Origin of the sequence: Streptomyces fulvoviolaceus (assembly GCF_000718165.1) — a bacterium.
GTDB classification, from domain to species: Bacteria; Actinomycetota; Actinomycetes; order Streptomycetales; family Streptomycetaceae; genus Streptomyces; species Streptomyces fulvoviolaceus.
Genome location: NZ_JOEY01000002.1, coordinates 306,714 through 322,952 on the forward strand (window position 1 = coordinate 306,714; position 16,239 = coordinate 322,952).

The window sequence follows — 16,239 nt, forward strand, 5'->3', positions numbered from 1 at the left end:
CATGCCATGCGAGCAGCACAGGTCCAGGAATTCGGCGGCCCGGAGGTCCTGACCCCGGTGAACCTCCCCGACCCGGCCCCGGGTCCGGGCGAGGTGCTGATCGACGTCGCCTACGCCGACACGATCTTCGTAGAGACCCAGATACGGTCCGGCTGGGGCCGCGACTACTTCCCCGTGACCCCGCCCTACGTCCCCGGAGGCGGCGTCTCCGGCGCGGTCACCGCCCTCGGTCCGGACGTCCCCGGGGAGTGGCTCGGCCGCCGGGTCGTGTCCTTCGTGGCGGGCAGCTACGCGTCCCGGGCGGTCGCATCGACCGACGCCCTGACGGCCGTACCGGACGACCTGGACCTGTTGCCGGCGGCAGCTCTGGTGCATGACGGGGTGACGGCGGCGGGCGTCCTGGAACTGACGGCGGTGGCGCCGGGCGACCGCGTCCTCATCCTCGGGGCGTCGGGGGGTATGGGCACGCTGCTGGTCCAATTGGCCCGGTCGCGGGGGGCGCGGGTGGTGGCCGCGGCCCGTGGCCCCGAAAAGCAGGCGTTGGTACGGGAGTTGGGAGCCCACGCGACCATCGACCCCACCCCCGCCGACTGGCCGGAACAGGCCCGCGCGGCCCTGGGCGGCGCCGCCGACGTGGTCCTGGACGGCGTCGGCGGCCAACTCGGCACTGCCGCCTTCCCGTTGGCCGCCGACGGCGGCCGCTTCTCGGCCCACGGAGCCCCGTCCGGCGGCTTCGCCACCCTGGACACCGGGGAGGCCGACCGACGGGGCATCAAGCTGTTCGGCATCAGCGACGTGCAGTTCGGCCCCGCCGACCTCAGCCGCCTGACGACGTACGCCCTCGGAGAGGCGGCGGAGGGGCGGCTGCGGCCGGTGGTGGGAGGGGTGTTTCCGCTGGGGCGGGCGGATGAGGCGCATGCGGTGATTGAGGGGCGGGGGGTGGTGGGGAAGGTGGTGCTGGAGGTGTGAACGGGCCATCGGGCCACCCGGCGGCACCAGCCGCGGGCCGACCCGCTCACCCGACAGGACTGTCCCTCCCTCCCCCGAGGGCGCCGTGGTCTCCCTACGCCAACGCGCGGGCAAGGTACGGGTTGGCCTTCGGGCGGACGGACAGGCCGAGGGAGCCGGTGGCTGCCGCCAGGGTCATCGCGTACGAGTCCACGGCACGGCGGACGTTGGGGGCGTCCAGGCTGGCTCCGGTGGCCAGACGGTCGAGGTCGACGTAGGCGGACCGCACGATCTCGATCCACCGGTAGACCCGCCAGTCCTTCTCCCAGTCGCGCGTGTGCTTCGGCTCCAGCCACTTCGCCCACCGGCGGAACAGACGCTCGCGGATCTCCGGCCGGGTCGGGGTCAGGTGCATGTGCCGGACCAGGTCGTAGAGCGGATCACCGACCAGGGCCATCTCCCAGTCGATGACGGTCAGCGCGAGGGCGTCCTTGCGGCGGATCAGGTTCCAGGGGTTCAGGTCGCCGTGCAGCAGGGCCGGAGCTCGGTGGCTCACCTTGTGCCGGGACAGGATCTCCTTCAGCCGCTCGGCGTCGGGCAGGCCGAGGAACCGGGCCAGCTGCTGCGACTCCTTCGGCAGTTCGCCTACCAGCGCGACGAGTTGGTCGCTCAGCCAGCCGTAGAAGGGCGTGTCCTCTTCCGCGGACGGGTCGACCTCCTTGTACTTGACGTCCGTCAGGGCGGCGAGCTGGGCGACGAGCCCGTCCGCCTCGTGCGGCAGCAGGCCGTGCACGGGGTGGTCGGGCTTCTGGTCCGTGTTGTCCGGGCCTTCGTAGGTGTGAACCGCGAAACGGTCCTTCGAATGGCTCACGCCCAGGGCGAGGACCCGCGGTGCGGCCACTTCCACCTTGGACCGCTCGATCGCCGCGAGCACGTTGTGCTCGCTGAGGAAACTGCGCTCGCGGCGACAGACCTCCGTCACCTTGCGCCGCACCACTACGGGGAAGCGGACACCCGGCACCCGGACCACCGAATTGAGGTGGGCCGTGCCCTTGAACACCCGGCTGGCCGGTGCCGCGCCCTCCAGGAAGAGAGCGTCGGCCACGGCCGAGTGGGGGAAGTCGGGTCGCTCCGCGACGCGCCCGTCCGGCTGCCAGTCGATCGCCCCTACCGCCGTGCGCTGCGGTGTACCGCAGCCGGCGCGACGGGACGCCCTCCACCGGAACAGGATTCGCTCGATCTCCGCCTCGCTCGCCACGTTCCGCAGCCGGAGCGGCTCCGCCGCCGCCTCCAGGGCCCTGCGAACGGCCGCGGTGGCCTCGTCCAGGCTCTTCTGGTCGAAGGACTTCTCCAGGGACTTCGCGGCGCGCATCACGTCCGGATAGACGGACTGGGCCCGCTCGAAGGCGACGTAGTGGCGCAGGTCCTTGTCGACGCCGTTGACGGCAGCGGGGCGAACGCCCCACATGGCGTCCGCCCACGACTCGATGACCTCGCCCCTCTGATGGGACGGGTACTGCATCCGGACCAGGTGTGTCGCGAGGTCGTGCAGAGGATCGCCGTAGGTCGCCAGTTCCCAGTCGACGCAGATGAGGGGCGGATCACCGCCGTACGACATGATCACGTTGTCGCGGTGCAGGTCGGCGTGGAGCAGACTGTAGGGCCGTCGCGTCATGGCGGGCACCTGTTCCGCCAGCCGGACCAGAGCGTCCTCAGGGATGCCGAGTGCCGCGAACAGGCCTCCGAAATAAGGCCAGTTGGGCTTTCGGATCTGCAGGTCCGCCGTACGCGCCAGCGTTTTCAGGAAGCCCTGACTGTCCGTGTGGTTGGTCGGCCAGAACGGTGGCAGGGGCGGTAGGGCCCCTCTGCGCACCTGGGCCGTTTCGGCGAGGAGGCCGGCCAGCGCCTTCATCAGGAGGGTGTCGACGGGCTTGCCGTTCCCGCAGACGCTGGACAGCGGGACGCCTTCCACATAGCTGTGGATGGCGAAGCCGTCCCCTTCGACCAGGCACTCCGGCACATTGGGCAGGACGCCTTTGATGGCCCGGAGGATCTCCGCCTCGTTCTGCCAGGTCCTGATCACCACGGGCAGCGCCTCGGCCCGCCGGACCCGCACGGTCACGGAAGTATCGGGATCTCGCCCGACCAGACGCGCGAGGGGTTCCGTCAGCGGCAGCACGTAGTTCTGGTTGTGAAATCCACCGCTCGCCTGCCCTAACTCCGCGGCACGTCTGACGAACGCCTCATGGACGGCGTTGGGCCTGTCATTGGTGGCGCGCCCCCCGGGCTTGATACGGGGGACAAGCGGTGTGGCCACTGGCCGCTCCGGGTAGTGGAAGGGAACAGGCGGGGCAACGCCCATTCACAATGGTTCTACAGGGCACAACTAGAAACACAATCGAGTGGCCAGATGGGTGATTTGCCATACCTGTGCCGAATCGATCGAGGTTGGCCTGTTCGCCATCCCTTACGTACGAACGGAAGCGGTTGCTCACCGGAATTCGGGCAGCCTAGCGCATCCGAACCGCACCGAATCCCGGGTGCGAAGGTCATCACACACTCGTGACCGGACCGAAACGGGCTCGACTCGCGGTGGTGGCGACATGAAAGCCTCCTATTCAATGATCGAGAGGCCCTGACGTGCGGTCCTGTTGAACAGGTCGCCTGCTGGGGTCTTTCGTCATGTCCGGGGATCCAGATCCCGATAATCGTCTGCCGAGCTTGTCCAGAGCCCACCTCGCACCCCCGCCGAGGGGACGGAATGTGGCGCACGGTAGCGCCCTCGTAACTCCGCCACCTTTCACGCCCGGGAAGGAGCGGACGCTTGAGTGGTTGACGCATGCCAAAGCATGCTTTTCGATGACACGGCCGAGTGGAGAACTACTGGGCTAGCAACTTCCAGACCGAATCGAACCAGGCCTGCATGCTCTCCACGAACACGGACCCCGGAGAGTTCGGATCGGCGTCCTTCACCTGGTGGGTCAGGGTGGCGCCGAGGCCGATGACGTCGAGGGCAGTGACGACCTCGCCGTCGTCCAGGGCCATGGGGCGTTCCTCCACCACGTACATCCCGTGCAGGGCTTCGACGCCGTTGAGCAGGTAGAGCTTGAACGCCGGGGTCAGTGGTGCGTGCTGGACCTGCACGTCGACGGACGGCACCCGCCCCTCGGTCTTCAGGTCGTTGAGCAGATGCACCAACGACTCCGTGTGCCGCCGGGTGATGGCGCGCAGACGCTCCCTCGGACGCGGGTCCTCCTGGTCCCCTTTGATCCGTGGATACGGCAGGAGCTGCGTCTCATCAGGCAGCAGCATGCGCAGGGCGATGCGCTGGGGGGCTATGGAGCCACGCCGGATGCGCTCCACCTGGAGGCGGATGTGCGCGTCCAGCGATTCGGAGGTCAACGTGTAGACGTCCAGGGTGACTTCGGGCCGCTCGAACGCCTCGCTGATGAGGGGGTCCAGCGTTGTGCCGCGACGCGACCTCGTGGCCTTGGTCGCCGTGGACTGAATGCGCTGGCTCCTGATCACCCGTGAACCGCTGCCCTGCCGGGACTCGATCCAGCCCTCGTCGGTCAGGTCCCGCAACGCCCGCTGGACGGTGTCCCGGGAGACTCCGAACTCCTTGACGAGGTAACGCTGCGAGGGCAGAAAGGACTGCTCCGGGTACGTTCCGTCGGTCATCCGGAGACGCAGTTCGTCGGAGACACGCTGGTACTCCCTGCCGCTGCCCCCGCTGGTCCGCTGTCCGTCCACGACTGGACCGTACCGCCTGCCGCCCACCGGTAAACCACTCCCCGGTCAACTCCCCAGTCAAATTGGACTGTTGGTTAAAGGATCAACCAGACCGGGCAGACCACTCTCAAGCCAATCAGCCCAATTGGAAGGGTGGTTGGGGTGTTGGGGCCGGAAGTGGAAGGGAGGTGGGGGTGGATGCTCATGTTCCAAGTGCTCAGGGGACTCGTTGAACTCGTCCTGGGCCAGCAGGCACAGGCTCAGCTCGGCATCGTCGGCGTGCTGGTCCTGTTGCTGGTCGGCATCGGCATACGGGCGCGGCGGGGCGGGCTGGCCGTCGGGGCGGTCGTGGTGTTCGTGGTGCTGATGACTCAGGCCTGACCCAGGATCACCGACCGGACGGGCGCCAGCGAGTTCACCACCGACGTGGCCCCGGCCTCCCGCAGCAACTTCTCCTTGCGCTTGTTACGCGCGTAGCCGAGGAACGGGACGCCGGCGCTCCGGGCAGCCAGGAAGTCGGACGGGGTGTCGCCGATCATCAGGGCGGCCGACGGAGCCGCGCCCATCGCGTTCAGGGCGCGGTTGAGACAGTGCGGGTCGGGCTTGAGGTGGTGGAGGTCCTGGGTGCGGCCGTAGATGTGGGGGGTGAAGCAGGAGACCAGGCCACGGCTGGTCAGGTACTTGCGGACCACTCTCGGGGAGTTGTTCGTGGCTATGGCCAGGCGCGAGCCGACCGCCGTCCACGTGCGTATCAGCGGGTCGGCGTACGCAGTCGGCATCGCCGAGGCCGCGGCACGCAGTTCCTCCTGGGTGAGACGTTCCTCCAGTTCTGCGACCAGGTCGCTGCCGGGGTGCCTGCGGTCTACGGCGCGCAGGACGACATGGGGGTCGAGGGACTCCCGTTCGTCCTCCGTCACCAGACCGTGCAGGCCGCGGCTCTCGAGCCATTCGACCAGTTCCGTCGCCACTCGGTCCGCCGAGTGCCCGGAGAACAGGCTGCAGATCGGCCCGTCGAAGTCCCAGAGCACGACACGGGCACGTGTGATCAGTTCCCGGAGCTTCTCGATCTCGTTCTCGGTCTCTGCAGTCACCGGTTCAGGGTGCGTCGTATCAGGAGTCACTAGGAGAGTGTCATGTCCGTCGTGATGGTTTCCCAGAGGGCGTCGAACCACATCTGCGATTGCTCCAGGAATGCGGCGTCCCGCTGCCCGGCGTCCTTCTCGAAGGAGAAGAGGAGGGACTCGGTGCCGAGGACGTCGTACATGTCGAGGGTTCCGGTGTCGGAGGGCTCCTCGCGGCGCGTGACCATGTAGTAGGCGATCAGGGCTTCCGTGCCGTTGAGGAGGTACAGCTTCACCGGTGGGGTGAAGGGCAGGGCGCGGAAGGTGACGCGGACGTCGATGCCGTGGGAGGAACGCAGGGCGCGGAGGTTGTGGCGCAGGACGTGGGCCTGGGCGTTGCGCATCTCGAGCCAGCGCTGGTGGACGTCCTCGCCGGGGCCCTCGACCGGGACCGGGAAGGCGAGGGTGATGTCTCGGGAGGGCAGCAGGATGCGGACGTCGATCGACTCGGGGCGAATGGTTCCCTCGTGGATCAGGCGGACCGGTTCGCCCAGTGCCAGCATCAGGGTCTCGGCGGTGAGGCAGGCCGCGTCTATACGGACGTGTTGCACCGCGAACGCCTCTGTCAGCCGCGGTGCCAGGCCGACCATCGTGGGCTGCGGCCCCTCCCTGCTCGGCACCACGTCCGCGATCCGCGGCGGGCTCCCCTTGCTCACATTGCTGAGCAGCCCGTCCTCCTGGAGGGCGCGCAGGGCCTGGCGGACCGCTCCACGCTCCACGCCGAACTCCTCGGCGAGTTCGGCCTGGGTGGGCAGGCGGTCCCCCGCCTTGAGGTCGCCCGCGCGGATGCGTTCCCGCAGGATGTCGGCGATCTCCTGGGGCGAGAGCCTTCTGCTGCCGTTCACTGCCACGTTCTCCTGGGTCACGACCAAACGCTACAACTCTGACCCATCTAAGGGGAGTTGTTTGAAGCTTGTTTATAAGTACACGCCAAGTGGGGATAACTTGAGTGAGATGGTTGCCAAGTTAGCCAAGTTGGCAAAAGTTTTCGCTCCTCGCTTCGCACCCCCCACGCCCCGCCTCGCCCGCCTCGCAAGTCCGGAAGTCCGAAGGGGGAATCCATCGTGCCTGCCCTCGCCATCCTCTCCGCCGTGTTCGTCGTCGGCGTCGAGCAGACTCTCCAGTGGAAGTACGGCGCCTCCGGCATCATCGGCCTGCTCCTGCTCACCGTGGGCATCAAGGCCAAGAACCCTGCCATCAGCTCCGTCGGGGCCGTCGTCCTCGCCCTGCTGGTCGCGGGACCCGCCCTATGAGTCGAAAGCACCCGTGTCAGCGACTGTGGGAGACCTCAGCTCGTGAGCGTCAGCTCCGAACTGATCGTCTCCCACAGTGCGTTGAACCACAGGTGCGACTGCTCCACGAACGTCGTGTCACGCAGGCCGGCGCCCTGCTCGAAGGCGAACAGCATCGACCGGGTGCCCTCGGCGTCGTACATCTCCAGCTGTTCGTGGTCGATCTCCTGCTCGCGGCGGGTCAGCGTGTAGTAGGCGAAGAGCGCCTCCATGCCGTTGAGCAGGTACAGCTTCACCGGCGGGGTGAAGGGCAGGGCGCGGAAGGAGACGTGCACGTCGATACCGTGCGTGGCGCGCAGGGCCAGCAGGTTGTGCTGGAGCACCTGTCCCTGGGCGTTGCGCTGGGCCAGCCAGCGCTCGTGGATCGGGTCGACCTCGCCTTCCTGGTCCCGGCAGCGGCCGTCGACCGGGACCGGGAAGGCGAGGTCGATGTGGCTGCCCGGCAGCAGGACGCGAACGTCGACCTTGGCCGGATTCAGTCGCTGGGCGTGGATCTGGCGCAGCGGTTCGCCGAGGGCGAGGTTGAGGGAGATCGAGGTCAGGCACAGGGCGTCGATCTCGACGTGGTTGGCCGCGAAGGCGGAGGCTATGCGGGGCCCGAGGCCGACCATGGTGGGCTGCGGCAGGGCTCCGGGCCCGGCGAACGGACCGCCCGGGCGCAGGTCGGAGGCGACGGTCGCCGGGCTCCCCTTGGAGATGTTGGTCAGCAGGTGCTCCGCCTGCAGGACGTGCAACGCCTGTCGTACGACGCCGCGCTCGACCCCGAACTCGTCGGCCAGCGTGGCCTGCGTGGGCATGCGCTGTCCTGGCTGCAGCACACCGTCCCGGATCCGGGTGCGCAGTTCCTCGGCCACCTCGTGATGTGACGTCTGTGGCCGCTGTGACCTCTTCCGTCCATTGACGGGGGCGTGTTTCGGGTCCACAACCAAACACTACAACTTCCCGCCATCTTTGGGCAGTTCATCGGAAGGTGGTTATGAGACGCTTCCAAGCGGAGATAAGTACAGTGAAGTTGGTCGCCAACTTCAGCAACCTTGAGCAACATGGTCAATCTTTCACAAGGTTGGCCATCAGGATGACAGCCCGGGAACCGTCTTCCCGAAGGGGGACCGTCATGCCGTTCGCCATCGCTCTCGCCGCTCTCGCTGTCGGCTTCGAAGCGCTCGTCCAGTGGAAGTTGGGCGTGATGGGCATCATCGCGTTCCTCGCGCTGACGCTCGGCGTCAAAGCCAAGAACGTCGCGATCGGAGGCATCGGAGCGGTCATCCTCGTGATGCTGCTCGCCCAGTCCGGCTGAAGCCGGTTCGGACGCAACCCGGTTCGGCTGGCCGGGCTCCCTTCCGGAGGGGAGCCGGGAGCTCGGTCAGTCTGCACAGCCACAACTGAACACCGACAACTGAACAGCTCCACCGGCACAGCCACAACTTCACAGCTCGCTACGGATGCGATGCAAAAGAACACAGCAGACCTGTCGACCGGCGGAAGGAGACCTCAGAACATGTCCGGGCACCAAGGTCGCCTGGACGTACGCAGCAGGGCGTCGGCCAACCGGCCGGCGCCCGCTCGTTCTTCCCGCACCCGGCCCAGCGCCGCGAGCCGCACCGCGGACTCGTCACCGAGCCACAGTGCCGCCAACTCGCCGACATCCAGCGTGAGTTCGGCACTCTGCGTGGTCGGCGTACAGGACCCGCCCTGCGGCGAGGCCTCCAGCCGCCAGCGGCCGCCGGCCAGCCCGGCCCGGTCGGTCACCTCCAGCACCAGCGAACCCTCGCCCTCGTACGTCCGCGCCTCCAGCGCCCGTACGACATCCAGGATCCGCACCCACAGCCAGTCCGCCTGCCAGGTGATCCTGGCCGCCCGCGGATCCGGCAGGAAGAAGGGGAGCAGGTCGTCGGGCGCCCGCCAGCCGCTCTTCACCTTCGTGACCCAGTCGATCGAGCAGAGATAGCGCCACAGGGCCCGCTCGGCGGCCGGGGCCGAACCGATCAGCCACTTCACGGAGACCGTGTTGTGCGGCTGCTTGTCGTGCCAGTTGTCGTCCACGGTGTACGCGGCGAGGGCCTCGACCTCGCCCTCCGGGGAGCGGTACACCGCGTAGAACGGCTCGGTCCACGACGCCTCGTACCGTACGACACCGGTGTTGAGCCGCCACCACAGCTCGTCGCGGCTCACCGCGCCCGGTTGAGCCGCGCGCACGCGCGCGTGCAGGTCCGGGCCGAGCTTGCGTACGTCCTCGCCGTCCACGAGGTCGATACGGCCGCCGCCCGCCTCGTCCTGGCCGGAGCGGCGGGGGTCCAGGCCGGTGCGCGGGACGTCGATCGTCCACTCCGTCGCCCAGGTGGCGGGGCCGAAGCCGTAGCGGCCGTAGATCGGGTACTCGGCGGCGATCAGCGTGGCTACGACGTCTCCGCGGTCCTTCGCCGCCGTCAGGTCCCGGGTCATCATGCGGGTGAGGAGGCCGCGGCGGCGGTGGGTGGCGGTGACCGTGACGCCGGTGATCGCGTCGGCGGGGACCTCCGCGCCGCCGACGGCCGTGAGGCGCTGGTCGAAGGACCTGAAGGTGGCCACGATGGGGGTCCCCCCGCTCGAGCGAATTCGAGAGTGGGGGAGGTCGCCGTCGAAGGCGCCGAGGTAGCGGCGGGTTCGAACTGGGCGCGGCGGTGGCCGAGTTCGGGTTCGGTGACGACCGGCTCGCGCAGGAAGCCGGCGTTCACGGCGCGCAGCCAGTTCGGGAACTCGTCTTCGGTGATCGGGCGGACGTCGATGTCGGCGTGCGGGTGGGTCAGGGGGGCCACGGTAGGTGTACGGGGGTGAGGTGTCGCGGCGGTTTTTTCTCGCCCCCGCCGCCCTTACCCGTCCCATCACCAGGGGCTCCGCCCCTTCGACCCCGCTGGGGGCTGCGCCCCCAGACCCCCCTTCGGCCTGAACGGCCTCGTCCTCAAACGCCGGCACATCAGCAGGTCGTCCACCTGTGCCTCCCCCTCCCGGTACCGGCGGGCGATCTCCGCGCTGCAGTCGTCAGCCGTCCGCTGCAGCCGCTGCCGCCGCCGGGAGACCTGCTGCTCGTACCGCACGAGCCGGCCCATCGCGGTGTTCAGTTCCAGGTCCGTGCGGGCGGCCAGGTCCGACAGTTCGACCTCGGACAGCATCTCCGCCGCCAGCAGCCGGTACTCCTCGCTGTACGGCGTGCCCAGCGTGACGTGGCGGGCGGAGGAGCGGTGCCGGGCCGGGGCGTCGGTCAGGATCTCCGGGAGCCGGTCGACCACGGACGCCGCCCCCGCCGGGGACCGCCGCGCCAGTTCGGCCCGCAGGATGTCGATACGGCCCTGCAGCAGCCGCCGTACATAGCTGAGGTCGGCCTCGTCGCGCTGGGCGTCCCGGCGCAGCGCGCGCAGCTCGGGCAGGCTCAGCGCGGTCAGGTCGTGCTCGGGCGGGTCCGGGGGCAGCAGCGGGCTGTCCGTGCGCTGCGCGGGCGGCCGGAGGCTCTCCGGATCGCCCGCGCACGTCAACGGGACAGACCCCGGAGGCTGCCCGGTACTCGGTGTGCTCATGCGCCTCTACCGTCCCCTCGACCGGCGTGTGGAAGCATCGTGCCACCCTAAGTGGCCGCTATGTGACCGAGTGCCCCCGATCGGCCCCAGATGGGGGGTTAAGGATCAAAAAAAGGCAGGTGTGGAGCACTCCCCGACGCCCGGCATGATGGTCGTATGCGTGCAGTGGTGCAGAGGGTGGACGGCGCGAGCGTCGTCGTGGAAGGCGAGACCGTCGGGGCGATCGAGGGCGAGGGACTGTGCGTCCTCGTCGGCGTGACCCACGAGGACACCAAGGAGAAGGCGGCCCAACTGGCCCGCAAACTCTGGTCGATCCGCATGCTGCAGGACGAGAAGTCGTGCAGCGACATCGACGCCCCGCTGCTCGTCATCAGCCAGTTCACCCTCTACGGCGACGCCCGCAAGGGCCGCCGCCCCACCTGGAACGCGGCCGCCTCCGGCGACGTCGCCGAACCCCTCGTCGACGAGGTCGTCGCCCAACTGCGCTCACTGGGCGCGACGGTGGAGACGGGCCGCTTCGGCGCGCAGATGCGGGTGTCGCTGACGAACGACGGCCCGTTCACCGTCCTGATCGAGATCTGAACCGCAGAAACTACGGTTCTACGACGACCTCCTGGGCCGCCGCCGTCGTGTCGGCCAGCAGTCGCGCGTCCAACGGCACGTTCCGCTTCACCAGTGCCAGCGCGACCGGGCCCAGCTCGTGGTGCCGTACGGACGTCGTGATGAAGCCGATCTTGCGGCCGTCGGGGGCCTCGTCCGCGAGCCGGATCTCCGTGCCGGCCCCCGGCAGGTGCACTTCGCTGCCGTCGAGGTGGAGGAAGACGAGGCGGCGCGGGGGCTTGCCCAGGTTCTCGACGCGGGCGACCGTCTCCTGGCCCCGGTAGCAGCCCTTCTGCAGGTGCACCGCCGTGCCGATCCAGCCCAGCTCGTGCGGGATGGTGCGGTGGTCGGTCTCGAAGCCGAGGCGGGGGCGGTGGTTCTCGACGCGCAGGGCTTCGTAGGCGAGGATGCCGGCCGCGGGGCCGGTCTTCTCGGCGTACGACTCCAGGTCCGCGCGCGGGAGGAAGAGGTCACGGCCGTAAGCCATCTCGCGTACGGCGATGCCCTCCGGCACGTCGGCGATCGAACCGGCGGGCAGGTGCACGACCGCGAACTCGTCGGTGCGGTCGGCGACCTCGACCCGGTAGAAGAACTTCATCGACTCCAGGTACGCGATCAATGCGTCCTGGGTGCCGGGTTCGACGTGCGCCCAGACCGTCGAACCGTCGTCCACCAGATACAGGGCGTGCTCGATGTGACCGTGCGCGGAGAGGATCAGCGCCTCGGTGGCCTGGCCCGTCGGGAGGTCGCTGACGTGCTGCGTGAGCAGGAGGTGCAGCCAGCTCAGCCGGTCGTCGCCGGTGACGGTTACGACGCCTCGGTGCGAGAGGTCGACGAAACCGGTGCCGTCGGCGAGGGCGCGCTGCTCGCGGAACAGGTCGCCGTAGTGGGCGGCGACGCCTTCGTCCACGCCCTCGGCTGGGACGGCGCCGGGCAGGGACAGCAGGGGGCTCTTCATATGCCTAAGCCTACGACTCGGTAATTGAACTCTTGGAAGTTGAATTTTTGAGCTGGCAGTCCTTGCAACGGCCGAAGATCGCGAAGTGCTTCATGTCCGTCTCGAAACCGAACTCCTGCCGGAGCTTCGCGGTGAACTCGGCGGCCACCGCCACGTCCGCCTCGATCACGTTCGTGCAGTCGCGGCAGACCAGATGGATGTGGTGGTGCCGGTCCGCGAGGTGGTACGTCGGCGCTCCGTGCCCCAGATGGGCATGGCTGACCAGCCCGAGCTCCTCCAGGAGCTCCAGGGTCCGGTAGACCGTGGAAATGTTGACCCCCGACGCCGTCTTCCTCACTTCCACGAGGATGTCGTCGGGGGTCGCGTGCTCCAGGGTGTCCACGGCTTCGAGCACAAGTTGCCGCTGCGGGGTCAGCCGGTAGCCGCGCTGCCGCAGATCACTCTTCCAGTCGGTGCTCACCACACCGACGAGTCTAGGCCTACTTGAAGAACGCGATGCCGTCGTCCGGCATGTCGTCGGGCAGGGCCTTGGCCCAGCGCTCGACGTCCTCCGGGGTGACGACCTTCTTCAGGTGGGCCGACATGTAGGGGCGGAGCTCGACCTCGGGGGTCTGCTTCTCGCCGACCCACATGAGGTCGCTGTTGACATAGCCGTACAGGCGCTTGCCGCCGGTGTACGGGCCGGAGGCGGCCGTACGCGCGACCGCGTCCGTGACCAGGTCGATCTGCGGCTTCTTGTCGGCGAGCTCGCCGTACCAGATCTCGACGACCCCGTCGTCGCGGACCATGGTCACCTCGACCTTGCGGTCGGCGTCGATGCGCCAGAAGCCGGACTCGGTCTCCAGGGGGCGGACCTTGTTCCCGTCGTTGTCCAGCACCCAGGTGTGGGACTGGTACTCCAGGAAGTCCCTGCCGTCGTGCGTGAAGGTGACCTCCTGCCCGAAGTTGCACTTCTCGGAGCCGGGGAAGTCGTGCACACCCGCGCCCGCCCAGTTACCGAGCAGGAAGACGAGGGGGACGAGGTCCTTGTGGAGGTCGGACGGGATCTCGATCATGAGGTCGGCAGTTCCTTGATGGGGGTCAGCGCTGGCCCTGGTACAGCTTCTTCACCGTCAGCCCCGCGAAGGCGAGAACGCCGACGCAGACCAGAACCAGCAGGGCTTCGAAGAATGCCTCAAGCACGGGGTGCTCCTTGGTTGAGCGAGGGTGGGCGGCGGTACACAAGAGCCGGGCCCCAGTCTATGCGGGTGGGGCCCGGCCTTGCTCCCGAGGTCGGCTGGGGGGCGGCTGGGGGTCCCGGGGGCCCGCGGCGGAGCCGCTGATGTCACAGCCCCCGGGTCAGCACAGCGTCGGCCGGGGCCCGGGCTTCTCTGCGAGGTCCGCTCAGCCGAGCAGCTGGCCCTGCAGGGCCACCGTCTGCTGGAACGGAACCGTGTTCACGGCGCTCTTGCGGGACTGGACCAGCACGGCCAGGACGTCACCGGCGGCGAGGTAGGCCTGGCGGACGTGTTCGGTGCCGTACGGCCTGGGCTCGGCGTAGACCGAGGCCGTGATGTCCTCGATCCGGGCCGCGTCCGGGAAGTCCTCGTCGGTGACGGACTCCCCGGCGTCGCGCAGCTGGTAGCCCGGGCCGCCGTACGGGGCGATGTCTCCGCCGAACAGCTCGTCCACGACGGCCGCGGTGTCGAACTGCAGCAGGTAGATCCGCGTGTGCGTGCCGTCCGGGGTGGTCCAGCCGCGGGCCGCGATGTGCCGCAGACCGTTGTCGGAGAACTTCTGCCCCAGCTCCTCGCGGTCCTCCTTCTCGGCGTACTCCGCCAGGAAGGTCTTCGTCGCCAGCCAGCCGTCCTCGCCGCGCAGCGCCTTGTCCTGGGTGGCCCCCGCGGGCGCGGGCAGCACCAGGGCACGCAGGTCGGCGTAGTGGGAGCCGGCCTTGTTCCCCTCGGCGAAGGGCCCCGGACTGCCGGAGGGCAGCGGCGGCTTCGTCAGCGTCGGGTAGTCCCAGCGCCCGTCCGACTCCGTCGCGAGTCCCGGTACGTCCGTCCGCTCCATCCGTGTGATGCCGTACGCCGCCGACGTCCCGACCGCCGCGAAGACGACGACGGCCGCGGTCCAGCGCAGGACGGCGCGCAGGACTCGGCGGTCCTTCGGGGACGGGGGCGGCGGGGGTGCGTCGGGCATGGGCGGCGCCACGGCGGGCTGCTGCTCGGCGGGCTCTTGCTCGGCCTGCTTGGCCTGCTCGGCGGATTGCTGATCTGCCTGCTCGGCCCGTTCCGCCTGCTCTGCCTGCTCTGCCTGCTCGGCCTGCTCTGCCTGCTCGGCCTGCTCTGCGGGCTGCTGTTCTGTCTGCTCGGTCATACCGCCTCCCCCGGCTCCGCGATGCGGTCGAGCTGTTCGCGGAACAGCATCGCGACCCCCTTCTGCTCCATCGGCTTGGCGCTGTCGGCGGTGAAGCTGACCAGGACGTCTCCCTGGTCGGCGAAGCAGTACATCGAGTCGAGCTTCAGTTCGTCGTCCTTGGGCAGCAGGAAGCAGCGGGCGTCCTTGTGGCCCTCGATCTTCGGGCCCTCGCGCAGGAAGCCGTCCAGGGCGTCGAGGAACTCGTTCTGGAACCGCGAGATGTCACGGACGGCCGTCTTGTTCTCCAGCTGGGCCAGCTGGATGGTCACGGTGGAGGCCCTGTCCGTGTAGACGGAGGACAGCTGGTCGGTGCTGACGTAGCTGCGCATCGCGATGCCCTTGATGCCCTGCTTGTCGATCTGCTTCTCCAGCTGCTTGCGCTGGGTGCGGGGCAGCCCGCTCAGCGACTCCTTGCGCAGGGCGGTGGCCTGGGCGCCGCTGAGCTGCGCGTCGTAGCCGAACTCCCCGATGTCGGGCCCGCGGCTCCAGCCGTCGGCCCCGTACGGCACGAGCAGCCCCGCGAGCCCCTTCGCGGACGTCGTCCTCGCCTTCTCCGCCTGGGCCTTCGGGAACTTCCACACGGGTGCGCCCGCGTCGCGGTCGGCGCCGTCGACGGTGACCACGGTGTAGCCGACACCGCCTATGACGGCCACGGCCAGGAGCACGGATCCCGCGACGGCGGCGATACGGCCGCGGCGGACGGGCTTCTTGGCGGGTGCGGCGGACTCGGCGGACTCGGCAGGCTCCGCGACCGCCTCGGGCTCCGTGAGCTCGACCGGGCCTACCTCGCCGACCTCGCCGACCGGCTGGTTCTCGTTTTCGCTCACAGCCGCTCCATCTGCCGCTCGGCGAGGTCCATGATCTTCTTCTTGGAGATCAGCTTGGTGTCCCAGACGTAGATCTCCATCAGGATGTCCCCGCGCCAGGCGATGGCCTCGGCGCTGTACTGCGGCAGATAGCCGGGCTCGGTGTCGGGCTCGGTGTGGACGTACGCCATGCCGTTCCCGCTGCCCGCCACCGGCCAGCTCTCGGTGCCGTCCTCGGCGTCCGCCCAGTACTGCTCGTTCTCGGCGGAGACGGGGGCCTGGAGGGTCTCCTCCTGCCGGTACTGGATCAGGCGGATCTCGACGCCGTACGTGCTGCCGACCTTCCAGCTGGTGACGGCCGCGCGGCGGAACTCCTCGGAGATGAGGTTGCCGAACGCGTTCTCCGGATGCTCGAAGAGGTCCGCGTAGTCGGCAAGCTCCATCCAGCCGTCGTCGTCCGCCAGGTCGGATTCCTTCGCGCCCGCCGGCTTCTTCAGCAGCAGCTTGCGCAGGTCGCCGTCCGTCTTCACCCGGCGGTCCTGGGCGGCGGAGAGCGGCTCGGCCTCGCCCTTGGCCTGCTTGAGCACGGGCTGGGACAGCGGCGGGAGCTTCGTCGGCTCGCGGTCGGCCTGGACGAGGTAGCCGGCGCAGGTGCCGGCGACGAGACCCAGGACAGCGGCGCCGGCGATCAGCAGCGTGGTGCGCCCGCGGCGGCGCGGCCGGACAAGTGGCTCAACCGGGGTTTCAACCACTCCTTCCGGCACTTCGAGTACTTCAGGTACTTCCAAGACGTTCCCCCACAAAACGTGAAGCGCACATTCCGTATGTGCG

At 68.9% G+C, this 16,239-nt stretch carries 17 protein-coding genes and 1 pseudogene; 5 read left to right on the top strand and 13 right to left on the bottom strand.

Annotation, left to right across the window (positions count from 1 at the left end; all coding sequences use genetic code 11):
* The first annotated feature begins 6 nt into the window (after positions 1 to 6).
* Positions 7 to 969: a zinc-binding dehydrogenase gene (locus tag IG08_RS0103310; RefSeq protein ID WP_030596019.1), complete on the top strand. Its 963-nt coding sequence runs from the start codon at positions 7 to 9 to the stop codon at positions 967 to 969.
* 94 nt (positions 970 to 1,063) lie between these two features.
* On the opposite strand, the gene IG08_RS0103315 is transcribed toward IG08_RS0103310, so the two are convergent.
* Both IG08_RS0103315 and IG08_RS0103320 read right to left on the bottom strand, forming a co-directional pair.
* On the bottom strand, positions 1,064 to 3,265 hold the full coding sequence (locus IG08_RS0103315) for a phosphotransferase family protein (RefSeq protein ID WP_043453044.1): 2,202 nt from the start codon (positions 3,263 to 3,265) through the stop codon (positions 1,064 to 1,066).
* Positions 3,266 to 3,828: 563 nt separating this feature from the next.
* Complete coding sequence (locus tag IG08_RS0103320; protein ID WP_030596023.1) at positions 3,829 to 4,701, bottom strand: GntR family transcriptional regulator; 873 nt, start codon at positions 4,699 to 4,701, stop codon at positions 3,829 to 3,831.
* 177 nt (positions 4,702 to 4,878) lie between these two features.
* Between IG08_RS0103320 and IG08_RS0103325 the strand changes: the two genes are divergently transcribed.
* Entirely contained in the window at positions 4,879 to 5,061 is a 183-nt protein-coding gene (locus IG08_RS0103325) for a hypothetical protein (RefSeq protein WP_030596026.1), read from the top strand.
* Here IG08_RS0103325 and IG08_RS0103330 read toward each other — a convergent pair.
* Both IG08_RS0103330 and IG08_RS0103335 read right to left on the bottom strand, forming a co-directional pair.
* On the bottom strand, positions 5,052 to 5,771 hold the full coding sequence (locus IG08_RS0103330; protein WP_030596028.1) for an HAD family hydrolase: 720 nt from the start codon (positions 5,769 to 5,771) through the stop codon (positions 5,052 to 5,054). The two genes, IG08_RS0103325 and IG08_RS0103330, sit on opposite strands and share 10 nt — an antisense overlap.
* Positions 5,772 to 5,800: 29 nt before the next feature.
* Positions 5,801 to 6,673, bottom strand: coding sequence for a GntR family transcriptional regulator (locus IG08_RS0103335; protein WP_030596031.1), 873 nt, complete (start codon positions 6,671 to 6,673; stop codon positions 5,801 to 5,803).
* 192 nt (positions 6,674 to 6,865) lie between these two features.
* On the opposite strand from IG08_RS0103335, the gene IG08_RS0103340 reads away from it, so the two are divergent.
* Positions 6,866 to 7,054, top strand: a complete 189-nt coding sequence (locus tag IG08_RS0103340) for a hypothetical protein (RefSeq protein WP_030596034.1) — start codon at positions 6,866 to 6,868, stop codon at positions 7,052 to 7,054.
* A 35-nt stretch (positions 7,055 to 7,089) separates the two neighbouring features.
* Here the strand turns inward: IG08_RS0103340 and IG08_RS0103345 are convergent, their stop codons facing one another.
* Positions 7,090 to 8,022: a winged helix-turn-helix domain-containing protein gene (locus IG08_RS0103345; RefSeq protein WP_078655423.1), complete on the bottom strand. Its 933-nt coding sequence runs from the start codon at positions 8,020 to 8,022 to the stop codon at positions 7,090 to 7,092.
* Positions 8,023 to 8,207: 185 nt separating this feature from the next.
* Between IG08_RS0103345 and IG08_RS0103350 the strand changes: the two genes are divergently transcribed.
* Positions 8,208 to 8,390, top strand: coding sequence for a hypothetical protein (locus IG08_RS0103350; RefSeq protein ID WP_030596037.1), 183 nt, complete (start codon positions 8,208 to 8,210; stop codon positions 8,388 to 8,390).
* 194 nt (positions 8,391 to 8,584) lie between these two features.
* Here the strand turns inward: IG08_RS0103350 and IG08_RS53885 are convergent.
* A pseudogene (locus tag IG08_RS53885) lies at positions 8,585 to 9,879 on the bottom strand (GNAT family N-acetyltransferase).
* A gap of 75 nt (positions 9,880 to 9,954) precedes the next feature.
* Positions 9,955 to 10,644, bottom strand: coding sequence for an RsiG family protein (locus IG08_RS0103360; protein ID WP_234342796.1), 690 nt, complete (start codon positions 10,642 to 10,644; stop codon positions 9,955 to 9,957).
* A gap of 156 nt (positions 10,645 to 10,800) precedes the next feature.
* Between IG08_RS0103360 and dtd the strand changes: the two genes are divergently transcribed.
* The gene (gene dtd / locus IG08_RS0103365; protein WP_030596041.1) at positions 10,801 to 11,226 is read left to right on the top strand and encodes a D-aminoacyl-tRNA deacylase; all 426 of its coding nucleotides are present in this window, start codon (positions 10,801 to 10,803) and stop codon (positions 11,224 to 11,226) included.
* Between the two features lie 10 nt (positions 11,227 to 11,236).
* Here the strand turns inward: dtd and ygfZ are convergent, their stop codons facing one another.
* The 6 genes from ygfZ to IG08_RS0103400 all read right to left on the bottom strand — a co-directional run bounded on the left by ygfZ (position 11,237) and on the right by IG08_RS0103400 (position 16,160).
* Positions 11,237 to 12,202 carry a CAF17-like 4Fe-4S cluster assembly/insertion protein YgfZ gene (gene ygfZ / locus IG08_RS0103370; RefSeq protein ID WP_030596043.1) on the bottom strand — a complete coding sequence of 322 codons (966 nt, stop codon included), beginning with the start codon at positions 12,200 to 12,202 and terminating at the stop codon, positions 11,237 to 11,239.
* 10 nt (positions 12,203 to 12,212) lie between these two features.
* On the bottom strand, positions 12,213 to 12,665 hold the full coding sequence (locus IG08_RS0103375; RefSeq protein ID WP_030596045.1) for a Fur family transcriptional regulator: 453 nt from the start codon (positions 12,663 to 12,665) through the stop codon (positions 12,213 to 12,215).
* 16 nt (positions 12,666 to 12,681) lie between these two features.
* The gene (locus IG08_RS0103380; RefSeq protein ID WP_030596048.1) at positions 12,682 to 13,257 is read right to left on the bottom strand and encodes a heme-binding beta-barrel domain-containing protein; all 576 of its coding nucleotides are present in this window, start codon (positions 13,255 to 13,257) and stop codon (positions 12,682 to 12,684) included.
* A gap of 328 nt (positions 13,258 to 13,585) precedes the next feature.
* A complete protein-coding gene (locus IG08_RS0103390; RefSeq protein ID WP_030596051.1) occupies positions 13,586 to 14,560 on the bottom strand; it encodes a hypothetical protein in 975 nt (324 codons plus the stop codon).
* Positions 14,557 to 15,429: a hypothetical protein gene (locus tag IG08_RS0103395; RefSeq protein WP_030596054.1), complete on the bottom strand. Its 873-nt coding sequence runs from the start codon at positions 15,427 to 15,429 to the stop codon at positions 14,557 to 14,559. Before IG08_RS0103395 ends, IG08_RS0103390 begins: the two co-directional genes overlap by 4 nt.
* The gene (locus tag IG08_RS0103400) at positions 15,426 to 16,160 is read right to left on the bottom strand and encodes a hypothetical protein (RefSeq protein ID WP_052424465.1); all 735 of its coding nucleotides are present in this window, start codon (positions 16,158 to 16,160) and stop codon (positions 15,426 to 15,428) included. The genes IG08_RS0103395 and IG08_RS0103400 overlap by 4 nt, the downstream gene beginning before the upstream one ends.
* Between the last annotated feature and the right edge of the window lie 79 nt (positions 16,161 to 16,239).

Coding starts and splice junctions, on each gene's coding strand:
- IG08_RS0103380 (WP_030596048.1), bottom strand. CDS start 13,257: ATGATCGAGATCCCGTCCGACCTCCACAAGGACCTCGTCCCCCTCGTC.
- IG08_RS0103360 (WP_234342796.1), bottom strand. CDS start 10,644: ATGAGCACACCGAGTACCGGGCAGCCTCCGGGGTCTGTCCCGTTGACG.
- IG08_RS0103325 (WP_030596026.1), top strand. CDS start 4,879: ATGCTCATGTTCCAAGTGCTCAGGGGACTCGTTGAACTCGTCCTGGGC.
- IG08_RS0103310 (WP_030596019.1), top strand. CDS start 7: ATGCGAGCAGCACAGGTCCAGGAATTCGGCGGCCCGGAGGTCCTGACC.
- ygfZ (WP_030596043.1), bottom strand. CDS start 12,202: ATGAAGAGCCCCCTGCTGTCCCTGCCCGGCGCCGTCCCAGCCGAGGGC.
- IG08_RS0103350 (WP_030596037.1), top strand. CDS start 8,208: ATGCCGTTCGCCATCGCTCTCGCCGCTCTCGCTGTCGGCTTCGAAGCG.
- dtd (WP_030596041.1), top strand. CDS start 10,801: ATGCGTGCAGTGGTGCAGAGGGTGGACGGCGCGAGCGTCGTCGTGGAA.
- IG08_RS0103390 (WP_030596051.1), bottom strand. CDS start 14,560: ATGACCGAGCAGACAGAACAGCAGCCCGCAGAGCAGGCCGAGCAGGCA.